The organism is Sphingomonas montanisoli (genome assembly GCF_008274695.1).
GTDB classification, from domain to species: domain Bacteria; phylum Pseudomonadota; class Alphaproteobacteria; order Sphingomonadales; family Sphingomonadaceae; genus Rhizorhabdus; species Rhizorhabdus montanisoli.
The window spans coordinates 526,758-547,687 of the sequence record NZ_VTOU01000001.1 but is presented as its reverse complement, the minus strand read 5'-3'; the positions used below and the strand labels follow the sequence as shown (position 1 = coordinate 547,687).

General features: G+C 64.5%; 22 protein-coding genes. 12 read left to right on the top strand and 10 right to left on the bottom strand.

Annotated elements, in window-relative coordinates:
- Positions 1-141: 141 nt before the first annotated feature.
- The 4 genes from FYJ91_RS02730 to FYJ91_RS02715 all read right to left on the bottom strand — a co-directional run bounded on the left by FYJ91_RS02730 (position 142) and on the right by FYJ91_RS02715 (position 3,974).
- Positions 142-927, bottom strand: a complete 786-nt coding sequence (locus tag FYJ91_RS02730) for a metal-dependent hydrolase (RefSeq protein WP_149520734.1) — start codon at positions 925-927, stop codon at positions 142-144.
- Positions 924-2,045, bottom strand: coding sequence for an epoxide hydrolase family protein (locus FYJ91_RS02725; RefSeq protein WP_149520733.1), 1,122 nt, complete (start codon positions 2,043-2,045; stop codon positions 924-926). Before FYJ91_RS02725 ends, FYJ91_RS02730 begins: the two co-directional genes overlap by 4 nt.
- Positions 2,042-3,067 (bottom strand): zinc-dependent alcohol dehydrogenase, encoded by a 1,026-nt coding sequence (locus FYJ91_RS02720; protein ID WP_149520732.1) that lies wholly within the window; start codon positions 3,065-3,067, stop codon positions 2,042-2,044. Before FYJ91_RS02720 ends, FYJ91_RS02725 begins: the two co-directional genes overlap by 4 nt.
- Positions 3,068-3,131: 64 nt before the next feature.
- A complete protein-coding gene (locus FYJ91_RS02715; RefSeq protein ID WP_149520731.1) occupies positions 3,132-3,974 on the bottom strand; it encodes a 2OG-Fe(II) oxygenase in 843 nt (280 codons plus the stop codon).
- 85 nt (positions 3,975-4,059) lie between these two features.
- On the opposite strand from FYJ91_RS02715, the gene uvrB reads away from it, so the two are divergent.
- The 4 genes from uvrB (at position 4,060) to FYJ91_RS02695 (ending at position 9,475) form a co-directional block, all read left to right on the top strand.
- Positions 4,060-6,255 carry an excinuclease ABC subunit UvrB gene (gene uvrB, locus FYJ91_RS02710; RefSeq protein WP_149521308.1) on the top strand — a complete coding sequence of 732 codons (2,196 nt, stop codon included), beginning with the start codon at positions 4,060-4,062 and terminating at the stop codon, positions 6,253-6,255.
- Between the two features lie 185 nt (positions 6,256-6,440).
- Positions 6,441-8,057 (top strand): flavin monoamine oxidase family protein, encoded by a 1,617-nt coding sequence (locus FYJ91_RS02705; protein ID WP_149520730.1) that lies wholly within the window; start codon positions 6,441-6,443, stop codon positions 8,055-8,057.
- A complete protein-coding gene (locus tag FYJ91_RS02700; RefSeq protein ID WP_149520729.1) occupies positions 8,054-8,467 on the top strand; it encodes a c-type cytochrome in 414 nt (137 codons plus the stop codon). The genes FYJ91_RS02705 and FYJ91_RS02700 overlap by 4 nt, the downstream gene beginning before the upstream one ends.
- Positions 8,468-8,629: 162 nt before the next feature.
- On the top strand, positions 8,630-9,475 hold the full coding sequence (locus tag FYJ91_RS02695) for an LLM class flavin-dependent oxidoreductase (RefSeq protein WP_246152374.1): 846 nt from the start codon (positions 8,630-8,632) through the stop codon (positions 9,473-9,475).
- A gap of 144 nt (positions 9,476-9,619) precedes the next feature.
- Here FYJ91_RS02695 and FYJ91_RS02690 read toward each other — a convergent pair whose 3' ends face one another.
- The 3 genes from FYJ91_RS02690 to FYJ91_RS02680 form a co-directional block, all read right to left on the bottom strand.
- On the bottom strand, positions 9,620-9,862 hold the full coding sequence (locus tag FYJ91_RS02690) for a hypothetical protein (RefSeq protein ID WP_149520727.1): 243 nt from the start codon (positions 9,860-9,862) through the stop codon (positions 9,620-9,622).
- A 201-nt stretch (positions 9,863-10,063) separates the two neighbouring features.
- Positions 10,064-10,666 (bottom strand): YdeI/OmpD-associated family protein, encoded by a 603-nt coding sequence (locus tag FYJ91_RS02685; RefSeq protein WP_149520726.1) that lies wholly within the window; start codon positions 10,664-10,666, stop codon positions 10,064-10,066.
- Positions 10,667-10,669: 3 nt separating this feature from the next.
- Positions 10,670-11,191 carry a hypothetical protein gene (locus FYJ91_RS02680; protein ID WP_149520725.1) on the bottom strand — a complete coding sequence of 174 codons (522 nt, stop codon included), beginning with the start codon at positions 11,189-11,191 and terminating at the stop codon, positions 10,670-10,672.
- A gap of 128 nt (positions 11,192-11,319) precedes the next feature.
- Between FYJ91_RS02680 and FYJ91_RS02675 the strand changes: the two genes are divergently transcribed.
- From FYJ91_RS02675 to FYJ91_RS02665, 3 genes are read left to right on the top strand one after another with little or no spacing between them, the layout of a single operon-like run.
- Positions 11,320-11,835 (top strand): hypothetical protein, encoded by a 516-nt coding sequence (locus FYJ91_RS02675; protein ID WP_149520724.1) that lies wholly within the window; start codon positions 11,320-11,322, stop codon positions 11,833-11,835.
- Between the two features lie 47 nt (positions 11,836-11,882).
- On the top strand, positions 11,883-12,632 hold the full coding sequence (locus tag FYJ91_RS02670; RefSeq protein ID WP_149520723.1) for a hypothetical protein: 750 nt from the start codon (positions 11,883-11,885) through the stop codon (positions 12,630-12,632).
- Between the two features lie 46 nt (positions 12,633-12,678).
- Complete coding sequence (locus FYJ91_RS02665; protein ID WP_149520722.1) at positions 12,679-13,206, top strand: hypothetical protein; 528 nt, start codon at positions 12,679-12,681, stop codon at positions 13,204-13,206.
- A 212-nt stretch (positions 13,207-13,418) separates the two neighbouring features.
- Here the strand turns inward: FYJ91_RS02665 and FYJ91_RS02660 are convergent, their stop codons facing one another.
- A complete protein-coding gene (locus FYJ91_RS02660; RefSeq protein WP_149520721.1) occupies positions 13,419-13,814 on the bottom strand; it encodes a DUF4345 domain-containing protein in 396 nt (131 codons plus the stop codon).
- A complete protein-coding gene (locus FYJ91_RS02655; RefSeq protein ID WP_149520720.1) occupies positions 13,811-14,281 on the bottom strand; it encodes a DUF2721 domain-containing protein in 471 nt (156 codons plus the stop codon). Before FYJ91_RS02655 ends, FYJ91_RS02660 begins: the two co-directional genes overlap by 4 nt.
- Positions 14,282-14,524: 243 nt before the next feature.
- Here FYJ91_RS02655 and FYJ91_RS02650 point away from each other — a divergent pair, with 243 nt between their 5' ends.
- Positions 14,525-14,812 carry a hypothetical protein gene (locus tag FYJ91_RS02650; protein ID WP_246152373.1) on the top strand — a complete coding sequence of 96 codons (288 nt, stop codon included), beginning with the start codon at positions 14,525-14,527 and terminating at the stop codon, positions 14,810-14,812.
- Positions 14,813-14,890: 78 nt separating this feature from the next.
- On the opposite strand, the gene FYJ91_RS02645 is transcribed toward FYJ91_RS02650, so the two are convergent.
- Entirely contained in the window at positions 14,891-16,099 is a 1,209-nt protein-coding gene (locus FYJ91_RS02645; protein WP_149520719.1) for an LL-diaminopimelate aminotransferase, read from the bottom strand.
- Between the two features lie 125 nt (positions 16,100-16,224).
- Here FYJ91_RS02645 and FYJ91_RS02640 point away from each other — a divergent pair, with 125 nt between their 5' ends.
- The 4 genes from FYJ91_RS02640 to murA all read left to right on the top strand — a co-directional run bounded on the left by FYJ91_RS02640 (position 16,225) and on the right by murA (position 20,930).
- The gene (locus FYJ91_RS02640) at positions 16,225-17,997 is read left to right on the top strand and encodes a PHA/PHB synthase family protein (protein WP_149520718.1); all 1,773 of its coding nucleotides are present in this window, start codon (positions 16,225-16,227) and stop codon (positions 17,995-17,997) included.
- 191 nt (positions 17,998-18,188) lie between these two features.
- The gene (locus FYJ91_RS02635) at positions 18,189-19,010 is read left to right on the top strand and encodes a phasin family protein (protein WP_149520717.1); all 822 of its coding nucleotides are present in this window, start codon (positions 18,189-18,191) and stop codon (positions 19,008-19,010) included.
- A gap of 210 nt (positions 19,011-19,220) precedes the next feature.
- Entirely contained in the window at positions 19,221-19,547 is a 327-nt protein-coding gene (gene clpS, locus FYJ91_RS02630; RefSeq protein WP_149520716.1) for an ATP-dependent Clp protease adapter ClpS, read from the top strand.
- Between the two features lie 102 nt (positions 19,548-19,649).
- A complete protein-coding gene (gene murA, locus FYJ91_RS02625; protein ID WP_149520715.1) occupies positions 19,650-20,930 on the top strand; it encodes a UDP-N-acetylglucosamine 1-carboxyvinyltransferase in 1,281 nt (426 codons plus the stop codon).

Sequence of the window (20,930 nt, the reverse complement as noted above, 5' to 3'; positions counted from 1 at the left end):
GCTCATCTCCTTTCCTCGTCATGCGAGGAGCCGCAGGCGACGAAGCAATCTAGGCCCGCATTTGAGAGGCTCGCGCGCTATTCGAGTGCGAGCCTGGATTGCTTCGCTGTGCTCGCAATGACGGAGTGGAGAGGCGCTGGCTCAGCCCATCGCCGCCAGATATTCCGCGCTGCCCCTTGGCTGCGGCTTTCTGCGCGGATCGTAGAAGGGAGAGAGCAGCTTGAGCATCTCGCGCTGCCCCGATTTCTTGCGGCGCGCGCGATATTCGGCTTCCTCGGCGATCGAAGCCGCGCGCTCCGCCTCGCTCATGTCGGCGCGATCGACGCTCAGCATATAATCGGCGACGCGGCGGCTGTGCGCCATCAGGTGGCGGATCGCGGCGAACAGCCCCTTGATCCGGTCGACATAGCCGCCGCCCGCGGCCTTCAGCACATCGTAGCAGACGGTGCGATGCTCGAACTCTTCGGCCAGATGCCATTTCCACAGCCGCACCAGCCGCTCGTCTGCGCCGTCGAGCAGGTCGTCCGCTTCTTCGAACACGAAGCGCGTATAGACGATGCCGACGCTTTCGAAGCCCTCGCAATAAGCCGCATTCCACACGAGCGGCTTTTCGGCGAGGAAGCGATCATAATCGGCGTTGAGCGCCGCTTCATACTCGCGCACCTTCGGATAGCGGCCGTAGAGCGCCTTGTTGAAGGCGCGGTGCTGCCGATAATGATTGCCTTCCTGCGCGCAGAAAAGCGCCGCATCGGCCTTCAATGCAGCATCGCCATGCGTGTCGGCGACGCGCGTCACGACCTTGTTGAGATACGTTTCAATCGGCACCAGCCCGGTCGAGGTCGCATTGCTGATCTGCACGAAGGCGCGGTTGGGCGCCCAGTGGGGCAGGGCATCGGTGAAGTCGATCTTCGGCTTGCGCGCGATCATGGCAGCACCTCCAGAAACGCCAGCAGGTCCGCGACGAACAGGTCGGGCACCTCCATTGCCGCGAAATGCCCGCCCATCGGCGGCTCGGACCAATGGACGATGTTGTAGCGCGGCTCGATCAGCTGGCGCGGCGTCTTCATCACCTCATAAGGATAGACCGCGATCCCGCAGGGGGGCTCGATAGGCGCCTGGCTCGAAGGGTTGCGGAACATGTCGCGGTACAGCCGCACCGAGCTGCCGATACAGTTCGTAGCCCAATAGAGCGCGACTCCGTCGAGGATGTGCTGGTCGCGTGCCAGCGGCTTGCCCGCCTCGTCGCGCCCGCTCCACGCGATGAACTTCTCCCCGATCCACGCGAGCAGGCCCAGCGGCGAGTCCGCCAGGCCGACGGCGAGCGTCTGTGGCCGCGTCCCCTGGATCGCCTGATAGCCAGAACCGTCCATCCGCATCCGATCGCTGCGCGCGATCCACTGCTTCTCCGTCTCGGTTGCGGTCTCACGGATGGGATCGCCGGGCATCACCATCATCGGCACCATGTTCACATGAACACCGATCAGCCTGTCCGCGTGGAAGCGGCCCATTTCGGACGCGATCACGCTGCCCCAGTCACCGCCCTGTACGACGAAGCGAACATGGCCGAGCGCGGCCATCAGCTCGACCATCACGTCGCCGATCCCGCGCGGCGGCAGGTCGCTTTCGAGATCCCGGGTGGAGAAACCGTAGCCGGGCAGCGAGGGGCAGACGATGTCGAGCGGCTTGCCGCTGGTGATCAGCAGGTCGATCGCATCGCCGAACTCCAGGTAGGATCCCGGCCAGCCGTGGAGCAGCAGCAGCGGCAGGCGCTCGGCCTCCGCCCCCGTCGTCACCCGGACGAAATGCATTGTCTGCCCTCGGATCGGCAGCGTGAGGGCGGGATGCCGGTTCGCGCGGCCCTCGAACGCGGTCCAGTCGAACGCCTCGAACCCGGCCTTGAGCCGCGCGAGATCGGCGGGCGCGATGCCCATGCCGGCATCGGGATCGGCCGCGACCGGAGCTGCGCGCGCGTTGCGCAGTCGTGCCTTAAGATCCTCGACCATCGCCGCCTCCGCGGCGAAGCGGAAGGGGGCGGGCGCGCTCATGACAAGCTCGGATCGAGCAGGATCTTGCAGTCCTTCGGCGCCTTGCCCAGCTCCTCGAACGCCGCCGGGAAATCGGCGAAGCCCACCGATCGGCTGTGCATCGGCGCGACGTCGATCCGCCGCCGCGCGATCGCGTCGATCACCGCGGCGAAATCGCCCTCGCCATAAGCCTGGCTGAACTTCAGCGTCACTTCCTTGCCCAGCGCGACCATCGGGTTGATCGCGTCCTCGCCCATGCAGACGCCTGCGACGATGACCTGCCCGCGCATTCCCGCTAGCCCGATCGCCTGCTTGAGCAGCCCCGGATTACCAACGCATTCGAACACGATCTCGGGCGCGCGGCCGGTGATTGCGGCAAAGCGCGCGGCGACATCCTCATTCTTCGGATCGATCACCGCCGTCGCACCCAGATCGATCGCCAGCGCGCGGCGATCTGGGCTCGGTTCGCTCACCACCACATGCCGTGCGCCCTTCATGCGCGCGAACAATGCGGTCGCGGCGCCGATCGGGCCGATGCCCATGATCAGCACCGTGCTGCCGCTGTTCACCCCGGCCATCTCGACCGCGTGGTGCGCGACCGCCAGCGGCTCGACCATCGCCCCTTCGCTGAACGACACGCCTTGCGGAAGCCGCTGGAGCATGTGCCGATCGACCGCGACATATTCGGCATAGGCACCCGGCTTGTCAGGCCGCGTCCCGATGAAGGCGACGCCTGCGCAGAGCGAGGGCAGGTCCGCGTCGCACGCCGCGCAATTCTTGCACGACAAAACGGGCAAAGCAGTCACGCTCTCCCCGATCGCCCAGCCGTCCATGTCGGCGCCCAGCGCGACGATCGACCCGGCGAATTCATGTCCGAAGATCGTGCCGCTGGGCAGCCGGTTGAGCTGTTTCAGATGAAGGTCGGATCCGCAGATCCCCGCGCCAGCGACCTGCAGGATCGCTTGGCCCGCCTTGGGCGTCGGATCGTCGACCCGCTCGATCACCAGCGGCACGTCGGCCGACATATAGACTGCAGCGCGCATCCCCATCTCCCGTCAGTGGGCGTTTGTCCGCCCTTATGCGCCCGACCATATCGGTTGCCCTGCTTCAGCGAAAGCGATTCAGGCGGCGCGCGAGCGGCTGGAGACGATGGGGTATCCAATCGCGGACGAAATGTTCGAAAGCGACTCGCCGATCGGGGCGATCCTCCGTTCCCGGTCGCACGCGAAAATTGGTGGTGCGGCTGGGCAGGGCGGCGACGCCCTGTTCGGGCGCAGTGTAATAATAGGTCGCGATCGACCGGCGCGATCGATCGGGTGGACAGGCGAGCGGGCTGGGATGCCCGTGAAAGCTGTCGAGCGCTGTGTTGAAGACGACCGCGCGACCCATCACCGGCGCGATGTGCGCGACCGGCCCGGTCATCGCCTTGTCCCACAACTCCAGATCGCCGCCCCATTCCGGCCGCCAATCGTCGTTCAGGTAGATCAACAGGTTCAGCCGGCGCTCCAGCCGCATGATCCGATGGACGTTGAAATCGGCATGGACACCCAGATGCCCGCCCGCCAGCGTCTCGTGCAGCCCGCCGCCGGTAAAATAGGGATCAGGCACCAGCCCGCCTATGCCGGTCAGTTCCTCCAGAAAGGCCAGGAACGGGCGCGCATTGAGCTGCGCCAGCAGGTTGCGCGCGCCCGCATCGTCAATCTCTTCGGGGGCATATTGATATTTGTGCCGCTCCTGATCGCGGTCGAACGCCGTTCTGGTCTCGCGATCGGGATAAGCGGCGGCGACGGTGCGCAGGATTGCGGGATCGATGAAGTCGTCGATCACGATGTGCGGGAAGGGTTCGGCCGTCCGATAACGCTCTGCCAAGGCGGTCCCGGCCGCCCGGCACTGCGCCTCGTCGAAGCGCGCAGCGCCGTCGCGGTCGTCGAAGGGCAGAACCACATTCATCGCCCGCACCCTATCGCCGCGCCCGTCCGCGACAAATGCTTTTCATGGGCTGGAACAAAAGGCGTCCGTGCACCATATTGCCGTCATGGTCATCCAGATCCGCACCACCCTCGATGAGCCCGAGACGGGCCAGACCTTCGTTCCGCACCGTCCCGACCGGCCCGACAAGACCGAGGGCGGGAAGGCGTTCAAGCTCGTGTCGGGATATGAGCCGTCGGGCGATCAGCCGACCGCGATCGCCGAACTGGTGGCGCAGGCCGAGGCGGGGGAGCGCGATCAGGTGCTGCTCGGCGTCACCGGATCGGGCAAGACCTTCACGATGGCGAGCGTCGTGCAGCGGCTGCAGCGCCCCGCGTTGATCCTCGCGCCGAACAAGATCCTGGCCGCGCAGCTCTACGGCGAGTTCAAGCAATTCTTCCCCGACAACGCGGTCGAGTTCTTCGTCAGCTATTACGATTATTACCAGCCCGAAGCCTATGTCGCCCGGTCGGATACCTACATCGAGAAAGAAAGCTCGGTGAACGAGGCGATCGATCGGATGCGCCATTCGGCCACCCGATCCTTGCTCGAACGCGATGACGTGCTGATCGTCGCGTCGGTCTCGTGCCTCTACGGCATCGGATCGGTCGAAACCTATTCGGCGATGATCTTCGATCTGAAGAAGGGCCAGACGGTCGACCAGCGCGAGATCATCCGCAAGCTCGTCGCCCTCCAGTACAAGCGCAACGACGCCGCCTTCGGCCGCGGCAATTTTCGCGTGCGCGGCGACAGCCTCGAAATCTTCCCGTCGCATTATGAAGACAGCGCATGGCGCATCGCCTTCTTCGGCGATGAGATCGAGGAGATCGTCGAGTTCGATCCGCTGACCGGCAAGAAGGCCGCCAGCCTCGACTATGTCCGCGTCTTCGCGAACAGCCACTATGTCACCCCCGGCCCGACGATGAAGCAGGCGATGGAGGCGATCCGTTTCGAACTGAGCGAGCGCCTTAAGGAGCTTCAGATCGAAGGCAAGCTGTTGGAAGCCCAGCGGCTCGAACAGCGCACCAATTTCGATCTGGAGATGATCGCCGCGACCGGCAGCTGCGCGGGGATCGAGAATTACAGCCGCTTCCTCACCGGCCGCATGCCCGGCGAGCCGCCGCCGACCCTGTTCGAATATCTGCCCGACAACGCTTTGCTCTTCATCGACGAGAGCCACCAGACGATCGGCCAGATCAACGGCATGGCGCGCGGCGATCACCGCCGGAAGATCACGCTCGCCGAATATGGCTTCCGCCTTCCATCATGCATCGACAATCGCCCGCTGCGCTTCAACGAGTGGGAGGTGATGCGCCCGCAGACGGTCTATGTCTCGGCGACCCCCGGCAATTGGGAGATGGAGCAGACCGGCGGCGTCTTCGCCGAACAGGTCATTCGCCCCACCGGCCTGATCGATCCGCCGGTCGAGATCCGCCCGATCGAAAGCCAGGTCGACGATCTGGTCCATGAGGCGCGGCTGACCGCCAAGGCCGGCTATCGCACCCTCGTCACCACGCTCACCAAGCGCATGGCCGAGGATCTGACCGAATATCTTCACGAAGCGGGGCTCAAGGTCCGCTACATGCACTCCGACGTTGAGACGCTGGAGCGTATCGAGCTGATCCGCGATCTGCGGCTGGGCGTGTACGACATCCTCGTCGGCATCAACCTGCTGCGCGAAGGGCTGGACATTCCCGAATGCGGGCTCGTCGCGATCCTCGATGCTGACAAGGAGGGGTTCCTGCGATCGGAAACCTCGCTCGTCCAGACGATCGGCCGCGCCGCGCGCAACGTCGACGGGCGCGTGATCCTCTACGCCGACAGCGTCACGGGATCGATGGAACGCGCGATGGCGGAAACCCAGCGCCGCCGCGAAAAGCAGGTCGCCTATAACGAGGCGCACGGCATCACGCCGGAAACGATCCGCAGCAACATCACCGACATCGTCGGCCACCTCGCCTCGCGCGATCAGGTGACGGTCGAAACGGGGATCGAGGACCGCCCCCACATGGTCGGCCACAATCTGCGCGCCTATATCGAGGATCTCGAAGCCAAGATGCGCGCCGCCGCCGCCGACCTGGAGTTCGAGACAGCCGGGCGCCTGCGCGACGAGATCCGCAAGCTCGAGCAGGAAGAACTTGGCCTGCCGGTGGAGGAGCATCGCGCGCCGGTCAAGTCGAACAGTTTCGGCGGCAAACCGGGCACGCGGACCACGCGTTACGGTAATTCACGCAAGGCGAAAGCGGCCAAAAACAAGCGTTGAGCCGCAAGACCCGTCATACCTTCGACGAACCGTATTGCATTGCAGCAACTTTGCTCACACGTTTCCTGACAGGTCACATCGTCGATTCTGATGAAAGGTGACCATCAACGATAAGGTCGCAATGACGATCCCCGAAACGCAGGCGGAATAAGGAGAATAGCAACCAAGCGTCCTGCGGAGCTTTCATGACCGATCCTGTTTCTTCCCCGGCCACCGGTGGATTCGTGCCCAGCCGTCGTCAGCTTCTCACGGCGATCGGCAAGGCCGGCGGCGCAGCCGCGCTCTATCACGCGATGACCGCGATGGGGCATGCCGCGCCGAGCCAGTTCAACGGCCCTCCCAAGCTGAGCGGCGCCAAGAAGGGCGCGACCGTGATCGTGCTGGGCGCGGGCCTTGCGGGCATGCTCGCCGCCTATGAGCTGATGAAGGCGGGCTACAAGGTCAAGCTGCTCGAATATCAGCACCGGCCCGGTGGCCGTAACTGGACGGTGCGCGGCGGCGACGTGATCCAGGAGATCGGCGGCGCGGTGCAGAAGGTCGGCTTCTCGCCCGGCAATTATCTGAACCCCGGCCCGTGGCGCATCCCGTATCATCACGAGGCGGTGCTGCATTATTGCCAGGAATTCGGCGTCGCGCTGGAGCCGTTCGTCCAGATCAACCACAATGGCTACGTCCACAGCAGCAAGGCGTTCGACGGCAAGCCGGTGCGCTACGGCGCGGTCGGCACCGACTTCAAGGGCCATGTCGCCGAACTGCTCGCCAAGGCGGTGAACAAGGGCGCGCTCGACGATACCGTGTCGAAGGAGGACAAGGACAAGCTGCTCGAAGCCATGAAGGGCTGGGGTATCCTCGACAAGGACATGAACTACGTCAAAAGCCTGCGCACCTCGTCGTCGCGCGGCTATGATCGCCCGCCGGGCGGCGGCGTCGGCGGCGCGCCGATTCCGTCAGAGCCTTACGGGCTCACCGACGTGCTCGATCCACGCATGTGGATGACCAACGCCTTCTACTTCAACAATGTGATGCAGACGTCGATGTTCCAGCCGGTCGGCGGCATGGACATGATCGGCAAGGGCTTCGCCAAGCAACTGCCGGGCATGATCACCTACAATGCCAAGGTGACGAAGATCGCGCAGTCGGACAGCGGCGTGACGATCACCTATGAGGATCTGTCGAAGGGCAGCGCGGTCAAGACTGCCTCGGCCGACTATTGCGTCTGCACGATCCCGCTGACGATCCTCAGCCAGATCGAGGTTCAGGCGAGCCCCGAGATGGTCACGGCGATCAAGAGTGTGCCCTATCATTCCTCGTGCAAGGTCGGCCTCGAAATGAAGCGCCGCTTCTGGGAGGAGGACGACAAGATCTACGGCGGTCACAGCTTCACCAACCAGTCGATCTCGCAGCTCAGCTATCCGAGCTATGGCTTCTTCAAGAAGGGGCCGTCGGTACTGCTAGGCGCTTATGCGGGCGGTGCGGCGGCCTATACGTTCGGCGGCCTGACCCCCGAGCAGCGCGTCGAAGAGGCGCTCAAGCAGGGTTCGGTTTTCCACCCCGAAAGCTATCGCAAGGAGTTCATGAACGGCACCGCGGTCGCATGGAGCCGGCTCCCCTGGATCGCCGCCTGCGCGTCGAGCTGGAACGACGATGCGCGCAAGGCGCATTATCAGAACCTGGTGAAGATCGACGGGCGCCTCGTCCTGGCGGGCGAACACGCCTCGTATATCGGCGCGTGGATGGAGGCGGCGCTGCTCTCGTCGCTCGACGCGGTCGAGCGGCTGCACAAGATGGCGCAGGCCGCATGATGCGCGGCACGATCGGTATCGCGACGGTGGCGGCCCTCGCCATCGCCGCCACCACCGCTCTCGCACAGGGCACGGGCGACACGTCGGGGCACGATCCGGGCGCGGGCGGCGCCACCGGGGAGGCCGTCTATCGCGAGGTCTGCCAGGCGTGCCACATGCCGGCGGGGGAGGGCGGCACCGGCGCCGCCGCCATTCCGGCGCTGGCGAAGAACGCCAAGCTCGCCGACGCCGACTGGATGGTCAGCACGATCGTCAAAGGCCGCGGCGGCATGCCCACCTTCAACGGCATGCTCTCTCCCGACCAGATTGCGAGCGTCGCGACCTATGTGCGCGGGCATTTCGGCAACGCTTACGCCAAGCCTGTCACCGTCGATGACGTGAAGCGCCTGACGCCCGAGGGGGAGGAATAAGGTCGGCCGATACTTCCCCGTCCGTGAGGGCGGGGAAGATCATGGTTCGCCATCTCGGAACCGCGACGATAAGCATCGACAATCCCCCGTCTCTCCCTTGACACGATGTCACATACATCGCGGGAGAGGACAGAAACGATGCGATTCCATTGTTCCGAGGCCATGACGGCGATCGACAACTATATCCCGCTGGCAAAGGCGGTGGAGGAGGCGGGCTATGCCGGCTTCCTGGTGCCCGATAGCCTGATCTATCCGCAGGCGTCCGACACCGAATATCTCTACAACAGCGACGGCAGCCGCGATTTCCTAGAGAACAAGCCGTTCGTCGAGACCTTCATCCTGGCTTCCGCGATCCTGACCGCGACGAGCCGGCTCGAAGTTACCAGCAACGTCGTGAAGCTGCCGGTCCGTCAGCCGCTTTATTCGGCAAAGCTCGCCTGCTCGGTCGATGCACTGAGCGGGGGGCGTTTCAACTTCGGCGTCGGGCTCAGCGTCTGGCCCGACGATTATCAGGCGATGGGGGTCGATTATGCCAAGCGTGGCAAGCGGCTCGACGAGTGTATCGCGATCGTCCGTGGCCTCGCGACCGGGGACTATTTCGCGTTTCACGGCGAATTCTATGACATGCAATCGGTCAAGATTAACCCGGTCGCCCGCCGTCCGCTGCCCATCCTGGTGGGCGGTCACAGCGATCCCGCGCTACGCCGCGCCGCGCTCCACGACGGGTTCATCTATGCGGGCGGCGCGTTGGACGATTTCGTCGCGCTGATCGAAAAGCTGCGCAGCTATCGCGCCGAGGCGGGAACGGCGGACACGCCCTACCGCATCTTCGCGCGCACCTATGACGCGGTCACGCCCGATTATGTCCGCCGCATGGAGGATCTGGGCGTCACCGACATGCCCGTCGCCTTCCGCAACATGTATGCAAACGAGGAGGACACCCAGCCAATCGACGAGAAGATCGCCGATTATGTGCGCTTCGCTGACGAGGTAATGGCGAAGTTGTAGCCTCATCCAATCCTCCCCCGCCAGGGGGAGGTGTCAGCGCAGCTGACGGAGGGGGAGGACACGACCAACTCTGGATCATCGGATCCTCCCCCTCCGACGCCTTCGGCGCCACCTCCCCCTGGCAGGGGAGGATCATGAGCGGCCTTACGGCATCGCCAGACTGCTCAGCTCGCGGATCGAAATGCCGTAGGTTTCGCAGATATGGTCGCGCAGGATCGCCTTGGCCTGCGCCATCTCCGCATAGGCGTCTTCCTCTGCCGCTTCCATGTCGAGGTTGACTTCGAAATGGCTGGGGACGAGCGCTTCCCAGGTGGTTTTGTGGACGGCGGCTGCGGCGCGCACCATCGCTACCAGATCCCGCCCGTCGCCTCGGATGATATCGGTCATCCCTTGCCAACGCCCAAAACGCGCGGAGGGTTCAGTCGGCTGTCCTACAGGCGGACGGAACCGTAGGCTGGCCCCATGCCCAATGCTGCCGCGAACCTGTCCTATCGTCTCCGCAGGGGATCGTCGGGGAAGCGATTTCGACGCAGACGTAGTGACAACTTTGACAACTTCCGAGCATGTTCGCGTACGTCGAATCGCGGCTCAGCAGCGCTCATATTTCCAGTTGCGGCGCTTGCCTTCGGCCATCCACGCGACCGCATCGGCGATGCGGCTCGCGCGCGTTTCGGCGCGCTTGGCGTCGGTGATCCACTCGACATATTCGCGCTTCTGCCCCTCGGGGAAGCCGTCATAGGTCGCCTGCGCGGCCGGCATCGCGACAAGAGCGGCGGCCAGATCGTCCGGCAGGGCGACCGGGGGCTTGGGATGCTTGATCGGGCGGGGCGCCTTCACACCGCTGTCGATCACCGCCATCGCGCGCTCGATCATGGCCGCGAGTTCGGCGTCGGACGGCAGGTCACCGACTTGGGTCAGTCGGCCGAACTGGCCCATGGCGTCCTTGTCCTTCGCGGGTGCCTCGCCCGTCGCCTGCTCGCGTTGCCAGAAGCCGAAGCTCGCATGCGCCTTGAACGCCGCCATCTGGCACAGGATCGATCCGTTGTAGGTGAAGCTGGGCATGCCCCAGCGGATCGTCTCCTCCACCTGCGGGCAGGCCGCGTGAACGGCCGCGCGCAGGTGTGTCAGGATCGGTGCCGCAAAGGATACGGACTTCGCGATATAGGCGTCGATGCGGGCATCAACCGCCATGGTCTATTCGGCGGGTGCGGGGGCTGGCGCGCGGCGCGAACGCAGCTTTCCGACATTGGTCGCCGCCAGGAACAGCAGCCCGCTATAGGCCGCGCCGTAAACGACGCCGATCGCGATGTTGAGATGATCGTTGGTCTCGCCGACCATCGGGATCGTGCACACCGTCAGGAACAGCATCAGCCCCAGGTTGATGACCAGCGACACCTTGCCCTGGATCAGCAGCCATGTCGTGACGCACAGGATGGCGAGCAGCGCGATCCCGCCCGCCGTGCCCTGCAGCGGCAACCAGTGGCAGAGGAAGGCATAGCCCACGCCCATCAGCGCACCGCACAGATCGGGCCAGTAAGCCGTCGGGTTCGCGGCGTGGATCGCCGACCAGTAGAGCGTGAACAGGAAGCCCGACCACAGATGGACCACGCCGATCGTGCTGCCCAGGATCATGTAACCCGCCACCAGCGGAATCAGCACGACGACGATGATCGCGGCCTTCAACGCGCTCGGCGCGGCATGTCCTTCGTTCGACATGAAATCTCCCCTCTCGAATTTTAAAAGGGGTTATGCAGGGGTTCGCCGGCGGGGGCAATGCGGATCACCTTGCCGATGGGGGCGGGGTGCGCCAAGGTTATTGGGAACAAGGCCGGGGGGCTTAGAAGATGCGGAAGATGAATGGTATCGCGCTGATCGGCGCGGCGGCGATGGCGCTGTGGAGCGGGGCGGGTTGGGCGCAGGGGGCGGCTTGCACGAGCCCGCCGGCAACGGGCGCCCGTCTGGCCGGCGACATGAAGCTCGCCGAGGAAGGCCACGCGATCGACATATCGAACGACAGCGACAGCGACGCCGTGATCAAGCTGCGTCATGTCGACACGGGCAAGCTCGCCGCCAGCTTCTACATCGCCCATTCGGAATCGATGACGATCGAAGGCGTGCCCGATGGCGCCTATCTTCTCCAATATGCCTTCGGTCCCGGCTTGGGCGCCGATTGCCGCGCGCTGTCCAGCATCATCAAGGCGAACCAGATGCCGGGCGCAGACGATCTGCGCACCGAGACGATCGACGACGAGGATCATACCGAGGTCAAGCGCCGCTCGGTCTCCTACGCGCTGTCGGTCAGCCAGGATGCGAACGTCCATGCGGTGGGCATCAGCGCAGCCGCATTTAACGCTGATTGACGATCGTTTGCATTGCGAGGTTGGGCCCGAGAGGTTAGCTTTGACGCATGGTTTATCCGCCACCCACGCTCGTCCGTAAGCCCACGTCCCGTGCGGTGTGGATACGCCGCCTGGTGCTGGTCGGCACGCTGCTGGTCCTTGTCGGCACCTGGGCGGTCAGCAATTTCATGAAGAGCGGGGAACGCGAACCGCTGGTCACCGCCGGTCAGGATCGGCTGGCGGAGGATATGGCCGTGGATGGCGGCACCGAAACCACGCTGGGCCCGATAGACGGGCAGGAAGCGGCCTTGCCTTCTCCCGCAGACCCTGCTCCCGCGCCGGATGCGGCGCCGGCCGAGCAGGCTGCCGTTGCCGCTCCGCCGGCACCCGAACCGGTCGCGACGCAGCCGCGTTCGAGCGACTCGCGGCTGGCGAATAACTGGCACTATGTCCCCAGGCTCGGCGACGGCCCGGCCGCGATCTTCACGCGCAACGGCGGCGCGTGGGACTATGCGCTCGCCTGCAACACCGCGCGCGGTCAGATCGAGTTCATCGCGGTCCGCACCGGCGATCCGCAGGGCTTTGGTGGGCAATATATGCGCGCCGGCGGCGTGACCGCCCGCATGGACGCGACCTATTCGCGAACGGCTGGCGGTACGATCTCGATGGTCCTGCCCGCACGCCACCAACTGTTCGACGCGGTCGCGGGGCAGGGGCAGGCGATCGAGGCACAGGTCGTCGCAGGCGCGCCGGCGATGCTCCCGGTCAACGGCGATGTCGTCCGCCTCGTCCGTCAGTGCCGCGGGCAGGGCGCCTGATCGCGACGGGCTTCCCTTGCTCGCCGCTTTCGCGCATGCAGCATTGATGATCGACTACCGTCTTGCCGGGCCGGCCCTCGGCCTCGCCTTGCTCTCCGCCTGCACCACCCCTGCTCCGGTCGCCAAGCCGGTCCCCACCGTGGCACCGCCGTCGGTGCCCGTTGTGGTCACCCCGCCGCGCGACTGGCGCGATGCCGCGCTGACCCCGGGCACATGGCGCTACGTCCCCGGCACCGCGCACTCCTATGCGGCTTATGGCGTGGCAGGTGCGCAGCCCGCGCTGGTAATCGCGTGCGACAAGACCGCTCGGACGATCGCGATAATGCGGCAAGGTACGGCGACCAGCCTGACCGTCACCACCTCATACGGCGCGGCCACACTGCCGGCGGGCGGACTGTCGCATGAGGGGCAGGCGATGACGGGCGCTCGATTGTCGGCGCGCGACAATCTGCTCGATCGGATCGGCTATAGCCGGGGGCGCTTCGCGGTGTCGGGGTCGGGGCTCTCGCCGGTCATCGTGCCGGCCTGGGCCGAACCGTCGCGAGCCTTAGAGGATTGTCGACAAGCGTCATAAAATCAAGACTTGTTCGCATCCGCAGAATGATCCACCTTCGAGTCCTCGGCAACATTGCGAAAGGAGGTGATCCGATGTCTCATGGTTCAGCGTGGGGGTCGGTTCTGTCCGTTCGGGAGGCGCGCTTCTAAAGCGCCAAGGGTCTCCCGGGCCGGCACCTTCCGGCCGCTGACCATGTTAGGGGGCTGCCGGCTTTGGCCGGCAGTCCTTTTTCATATGGAACGCTTTTCCACCCGCCATTGGCACAGAACGAGCAGCGGCACGACGCCCAGCTCCATCACCAGACCGAAGCGGTGCCCGAAGCCAGGCGCGCCCACCTCCACCCAGCTCAGCGCCCGCGCCATTCCGCCGACGATCACCATCGCGGCAAGCATGCGGAAGCGCGCGCCCTTCCGCTCGATCGCTGGGATCGTCGTGACGAAGCCGACGCCCATCATCAGGAAGATGCCCGACATGTAGCGGAAGTGGCTGTCGAGATCGGCGGCCGGTGCGGTCACCTTTACGAAATGCGCACCCTCCAGAACGCCGCGCAGCCCTGCATTGAGCGGCACGAGGCAGGCGATCGCGACCGCGATCTGGAGCAGGCGGCGCTCGATCGCGGGCTTCATGGTCGCCCTTCGCGTTCGAGCATCGCATCCTCGACCTGCACGGCGTGGACAGCGAGCCGTACCTCGACGAGGAATAATGTCAGCCCGGCGATCAGCAGCAGCATCGCAAGGATGAACAGTGACGCGGTCAACCGGCCGAAGCCGAGTTCGAGCAGGTTGGCGACGAATAGCCCCGCGACGACGATACAGATGAGCACCGCGCTCGACGTGCACAGGAAGATCGCGTTGCCGACGATCCGCATCCTCTTGTCGAGCAGGCGGAGCCGCTTGACCTGTTTTGCGTGGATCGGGTCGTCGACCGGCGTGAACTCTCGCTCGATCCGGCGGGCGTGGTCGACGATCCGCGACAGGCGACTGGCGAGCAGATTGAGAATCGATCCTATGCCGGTCAGCAGGAAGACCGGCGCGAGCGCAGTCTGGATGACATGCGCGATGTCGGTGGGCAGCACGGGCAGGATCGGAAGCATGGTCCATGGGTGCGCGCTGACGATTTTTTGGTCAAGCGCGGTGGCCTGACTCGTACTTACAGCCACGACAGGAATGGCGGAAATCCGATTATTATTATGCATTATAATTGTTGTAATCACACTGATTGCATTTCATGCAACTGTGAGCGCAATCCTTTCAATTGCGATGATGTCCTCGCTAGCCCATTTCGCAGTGCAACAAGATTGAGGACGCTGACGGCTCAAATCGAAAGGAGTTTTCTGATGAAGAAGATTATCGCTCTCGCCATCCTGACCTCCGCGGTCGCCGCTCCGGCGCTCGCCGATACCCAGAGCTTCACCCGCGACGGCCAGACCTATCAGTATCAGGTCACCCAGGCCGGCGACGTCGCCATCGTCGACGGTGTCGACCAGTCGGGCAAGGCTTTCACGCTGCGCGTCCGCAACGGCCGCGTCTCGGGCAACTATGCCGGCACCGCCGTCGCTTTCGCGGCGCCGAAGGTCCAGACGGCTGCTGCGAACAGCTCGGAGAGCCCCCTGGCGACCCGCTGATCGCATCGATTGTAATAGAAAAGGGCCGCGGAGTAATCCGCGGCCCTTTTTGTTTGTGCGGCGCACAAATTTGCGGATTTATCCCGCCGTGCGCGCCGGGGTATTGACCCCCATCGACTGGAGATATTTCTTCACGTTGCGCGCGGCCTGGCGAATGCGTTGTTCGTTCTCGACCATCGCGATCCGGACGAAACCTTCGCCATCTTCGCCATAGCCGACGCCCGGGGCGACGGCGACGCCCGCATGGGTGAGCAGCTGCTTCGAGAATTCGAGGCTGCCCAGATGCGCGACTGCCGGCGGCAGCGGCGCCCAGCAGAACATCGACGCGCGCGACGGCGGAACGTCCCACCCCGCGCGGCCGAAGCTTTCTACCAGAACGTCGCGACGCCGCTGATACAGTTCGCGGTTCTTCTGAACGATATCCTGCGGTCCGTTGATCGCGGCGCAGGCTGCCGCCTGGATCGGCGTGAATGCCCCATAATCGAGATAGGACTTAACGCGCGTCAGCGCCGCGATCAGCGTCTTGTTGCCGACCGCGAAGCCCATGCGCCATCCGGCCATCGAATAGGTCTTCGACATCGACGTGAATTCGATCGCGACGTCCTTCGCGCCCGGCACCTGCAGGATCGAAGGCGTTGGGCAGCCGTCATAATAGAGTTCGGAATAAGCGAGGTCGCTCAGGATCCAGACCTTATGCTCCTTCGCCCAGGCCACGAGCCGCTCGTAGAAGGCGAGATCGACGACCTCCGCGGTAGGATTGGACGGATAGCCGACCACCAGCACCGACGGACGCGGCACCGTGAATTTCATCGCGCGATCGAGCGCCTCCCAATAGCGTTCGTCGGGCGTCGTCGGCACCGAACGGATCGTGGCGCCGGCGATGATGAAGCCGAAGGTGTGGATCGGATAGCTCGGGTTCGGTGCCAGCACGACGTCGCCCGGCGCGGTGATCGCGGTGGCGAGGCTCGACAAGCCTTCCTTCGATCCCATCGTCACGACGACTTCGGTTTCGGGGTCGACCTCCACACCGAAGCGACGCTGGTAATAATTGGCCTGCGCCTTGCGCAGACCGGGGATGCCCTTCGACGCCGAATAACCATGTGCATCGGGCTTCTGCGCCACCTCGACCAGCTTGTCGATGACGTGCTGGGGCGGCGGCAGATCGGGGTTGCCCATGCCGAGATCGATGATGTCCTCACCCCGCGCTCGCGCCGCTGCCCGCATCGCATTGACTTCGGCGATGACATAAGGCGGCAGACGCTTGATGCGGTAAAATTCCTCGGACATGACGATTCCTAGTGTTTGCTCCTTGGCGGCACCGGGCCGATCGCCCAATGTCACCGGGACGGGCTTATACGCGCGGGCGCGCCGAATTGGCAGGCGTTCGCGCGAAAAAATCGGCGGAGTACGGCATGGGTGATCTCGGCGAGGATTGGGGCAAGCAGGCGACGGCATCCGAACTGCCGCCGCTGGCCGAAATCCAGCACTGGACCGGCATTGTCGGGCAGGCGCAACAGATGATCATGGAGCATCTGGTCCACGCGATGCCCGATGCGAGCGGGATGCCGCTGGGCGACGTCCAATTCCCGGATATGGGCGCGATCATGGGCGACACGACCCGGCTGGTCGACCTGCAGAGCGATGCCGTTGGCGACGCGCTGGGCCTGTGGACCGCGCTGATGAAGGGCGATGTCGAAGCGCTGAAGGTGGCCGATCGCGATCGGCGCTTCAACGCCGAGGCATGGCGCCAGACGCCTTTGTTCGATGTGATCCGCCAGGCCTATCTGCTGCTGTGCGAGCATTTCATGCGCGCGGTCGACGCGATCGACGGGGTCGAGCCCGACGTGCGCAACAAGATCCGCTTCGCGATGCGCACCATCACCGAGGCGATGTCGCCGGCCAATTTCCCGCTGACCAACCCGCAGGTTCTGGAGCGGATCTTCGAGACGCGCGGGCAGAATCTGCTGCGCGGCCTCGAACATATGCTGGCCGACATAACGCGGGGGCAACTGACCCAGGTGCGGCAGGGGGCGTTCGAACTTGGACGCAACATCGCCGCCACGCCGGGCAAGGTGATCCACGAAACCCCGCTCTATCAACTGATCCACTATGCTCCGACGACGGAGGTGGTGTTCGAAACGCCGCTGCTGATCTTCCCGGCGTGGATCAATCGCTTCTACATCCTCGACCTCAACCAGCGGAACAGCTTCGTCCGCTGGGCGGTCGATCAGGGGATCAGCGTATTCCTGGTCTCGTGGAAGTCGGCGGACGAGAGCATCGCGAACATCGGCATGGACGATTACGTGATCGGTGGGCAGATCGATGCGATCGACGCGGTTCGCAAGGCGACGGGTGCCGAGAGCGTTCACACGATCGGCTATTGCGTGGCGGGCACTGTGCTCGCGATGACGTTGGCCTATCTGGCGGCGAAGGGGGAGGCGGGCAAAGTCGCCAGCGCGACCTTCTTCACCGCGCAGGTCGATTTCGAGGAGGCGGGCGAGCTCAAGCATCTGTTGAGCGACGAGCTGATGGCGATGCTGCCGATGCTGAGCGGCGACAAGGGTGTACTCGACGGACGTTTCCTTGCCGCCTCGTTCAATCTGCTGCGCGCGCGCGACCTGATCTGGAATTATGTCGTCCAGAACTATCTGCTGGGCGAGGATTATCCCGAATTCGATCTGCTCCACTGGAACAACGATACCACCAACCTGCCCGGCGAATGGCACCGTGGTTATATCCAGGCGCTTTATCGCGATAATCTGATGGTGCAGCCGGGGGCGATGAGCGTCGCGGGGGTGCCGATCGACCTGACCAGCATCAAGACGCCGGCCTATGTCCAGGCGGGGCGTGAGGATCATATCGCCCCGGCACCGAGCGTGTGGCGGATCATGGAGCATTTCGCCGGCGAGCGGCGCTTCGTCCTTGCCGGGTCAGGCCATGTCGCGGGCGTCGTCAATCCGCCGGCGGCGAAAAAGTATCAATATTGGACCAATACAGGCGCGACCAGCTTCGCCGACTTCGTGGCGGGCGCCGCCGAAACGCCAGGCAGCTGGTGGAGCGACTGGATAGGCTGGATGGCCGAACGATCGGGCCCCAAGGTGCCCGCCAAGGGCAAGCGCTTGCCCGGAAAAGGGCCGCTAAAGGCCATCGAGGATGCGCCCGGTCGCTATGTGCGGATGCGGTAACAAAAGCGTCCCGGAAAAAATTATCCACAGGCTGGAACCCCGTGATCGCAAGCGCGTTGGCGGGGTGGGGCAAACAGCGGAAAAGCGCCAATTTCTCTATTGTGTATCTGCAATGTTGCACTGCACAATGAGGCTTGACCTGATTCGTCGCTCCCTGTATTGTGCATCGCAACATCAGGAGCAGGTGGGCAATGGCTGACGACAACACCCCGGCGACAGGTGCTAAGGCGCCCGTGAAGCCGGTGACGGCGGAAAAGCCGAAGGCGGCACCGGTGGCGGCGAAGGCTGCCCCCGTCGCGCCGGCCAAAGTTGCCGAACCGATCAAGGCCATCGAACCGGTTAAAACCGTCGAACCGGCCAAGGTTGTCGAGCCGGCAAAGCCGGTCGTCGCGGCCGTTCCCGCTCCTGCGCCAAAGGCGGCCAAGCCGGCCGTGAAGAGCGCCACGAAGGCGCCGGTCAAGACGACGCCCGTCAAGGTGGCGCCCGCCGCCAAGGCGGCTGTCGCGCCTAAGGCCGCGAAGCCCGTGGCCACGCCCAAGTCTCTGTCGAAAGGATCTTCCGGGATGCCTGCGTTCGAAACTCTTTCCACTTCTCCCATCACCGAAAAGGCGAAAACGATGTTCACCGAAATCAGCGATCGCGCCAAGACCGCCTTCGAGAAGAGCTCGAAGGTCGGCGAGGAAATCACCGAATTCTCGAAGGGCAACCTTGAGGCTCTCGTCAGCTCGGCGAAGACCGCCGCCAAGGGCGCCGAAACGATCGGCCAGGAACTGGCCGACTATGGCAAGAAGAACTTCGAAACCGCGTCGGCGACCGTCAAGAGCATGACGATGGCCAAGACCCCGACCGAGCTGTTCCAGCTGCAGAGCGATTATGCTAAGTCGTCGTTTGACAGCGCCGTCGCCGAAATGTCGAAGCTCAGCGAGACCTGGCTGAAGCTGGCCGGCGACGTGTTCCAGCCGCTTTCGAGCCGCTACGCGATCGCTGCCGAGAAGTTCAAGACCGCGGCCTGATCCGCCGCCCCTGATCTTCCAGTATCTTGGCGTAACGACCGGTCGCTCCCCGCGTGGGGGCGACCGGTTCGTCGTTATGGTGCTGTCGCGAATGCCGGGCGCACGCTCGTGACACTTGCCGAATGCGCCGGCGGTGCCATATCTTGGGCCATGCTTTCAACCGAGTCTGAATCCACGATGAGCCTGCCCTCCACCCGTAGCGATATCGTCATGGCCGTCCGTAAGGATGGCGAGGACGGTGGCACCGGCCTGGGCCTCGCGACGCGCACGCGGACCCGAACGAAGAAGCCGACACCTTACAAGGTGTTGATGCTGAACGACGATTACACGCCGATGGAATTTGTCGTCCTGTGCCTCCAGCGCTTCTTCCGCATGAACATCGAGGACGCGACACGCGTGATGCTGCACGTCCACCAGAAGGGCGCCGGGATCTGCGGCGTGTTCAGCTACGAAGTCGCCGAGACCAAGGTCAGCCAGGTCATGGACTTTGCCCGGCAGAACCAGCACCCGCTCCAGTGCACGATGGAGAAGGCGTAAACGCCTGATCGCCACCCCGGTCTCCGCCGGGGCGACGGCTTTTGGGGGCCGTCCGTTACGGCGCCACCTTGCGCCGCCGCACGCTTCGGATAAAGCGTGTCCATGGATCGTATTATCATTCGCGGGGGCCGCACGCTCAAGGGCCAGGTACCGATTTCGGGCGCCAAGAATGCCGCGCTCACTCTGCTGCCGTGCGCGCTTCTCACTGACGAGAAGCTGACCCTCACCAATTTGCCGCGTCTCGCCGACGTCGACAGCTTCGGCCATCTGCTCAACGAGCTTGGCGTGTCGACCAAGGTCCAGCGCGGAACCGACGGATCGATCGGTCGCGAAATGACGATGGACGCGAAAAGCCTCGCGTCGACCGTCGCCCCCTATGACATCGTCCGCAAGATGCGCGCGTCGATCCTGGTGCTCGGCCCGCTGGTGGCGCGTGCGGGCGAGGCGAAGGTGTCGCTGCCGGGAGGCTGTGCGATCGGCAATCGCCCGATCGATCTCCACCTCAAGGCGCTCGAGGCGCTCGGTGCGCAGATCGAACTGGCGGCGGGCTATGTGAAGGCGACCGCGCCGGGCGGGCTGACCGGCGGGCGTTATTCGTTCCCGGTGGTTTCGGTCGGTGCGACCGAAAATGCCCTGATGGCAGCGGTGCTGGCGAAGGGCGAAACCGTCCTCGACAATGCCGCGCGCGAGCCTGAGATTGTCGACCTCGCCAACTGCCTGGTCGCGATGGGCGCCGAGATCGACGGCATCGGCACCGATCGCCTCGTCATCCGCGGCAAGCCCAGGCTGAACGGCGCCCGTTATCAGGTGATGCCCGACCGGATCGAGGCGGGCAGCTATGCCTGTGCCGCGGCGATAACTGGCGGCGAGCTCGACCTGATGGGCGCGCGCATGGGCGATATGGCGACGATCTTCGACGCGATGCGCGTAACCGGCGTCGACGTGACCGAGATCGAGGGCGGCATCCGCGTCAGCGCGAATGGCCGGCTCAAGCCGTCGAACGTTTCCACCGCGCCGTTCCCGGCCTTCCCGACCGACATGCAGGCGCAGTTCATGTCGATGCTCGCGCTCGCCGACGGCACGTCGGTGCTGACCGAGACGATCTTCGAGAATCGCTACATGCACGTGCCCGAACTGGCGCGAATGGGCGCGGACATCCAGGTGCACGGCCGCACCGCGATCGTGAAGGGTGTCGACGGACTGGTCGGCGCCGACGTGATGGCGACGGATCTGCGCGCGTCGATGAGCCTGGTTCTCGCGGGGCTGGCGGCGAAGGGCGAGACTGCGGTTCACCGCGTCTATCATCTCGATCGCGGTTATGAGCGGCTCGAGGAAAAGCTGTCTGCGGTCGGCGCCGATATCGAGCGCCTGAGCGACGGCTGA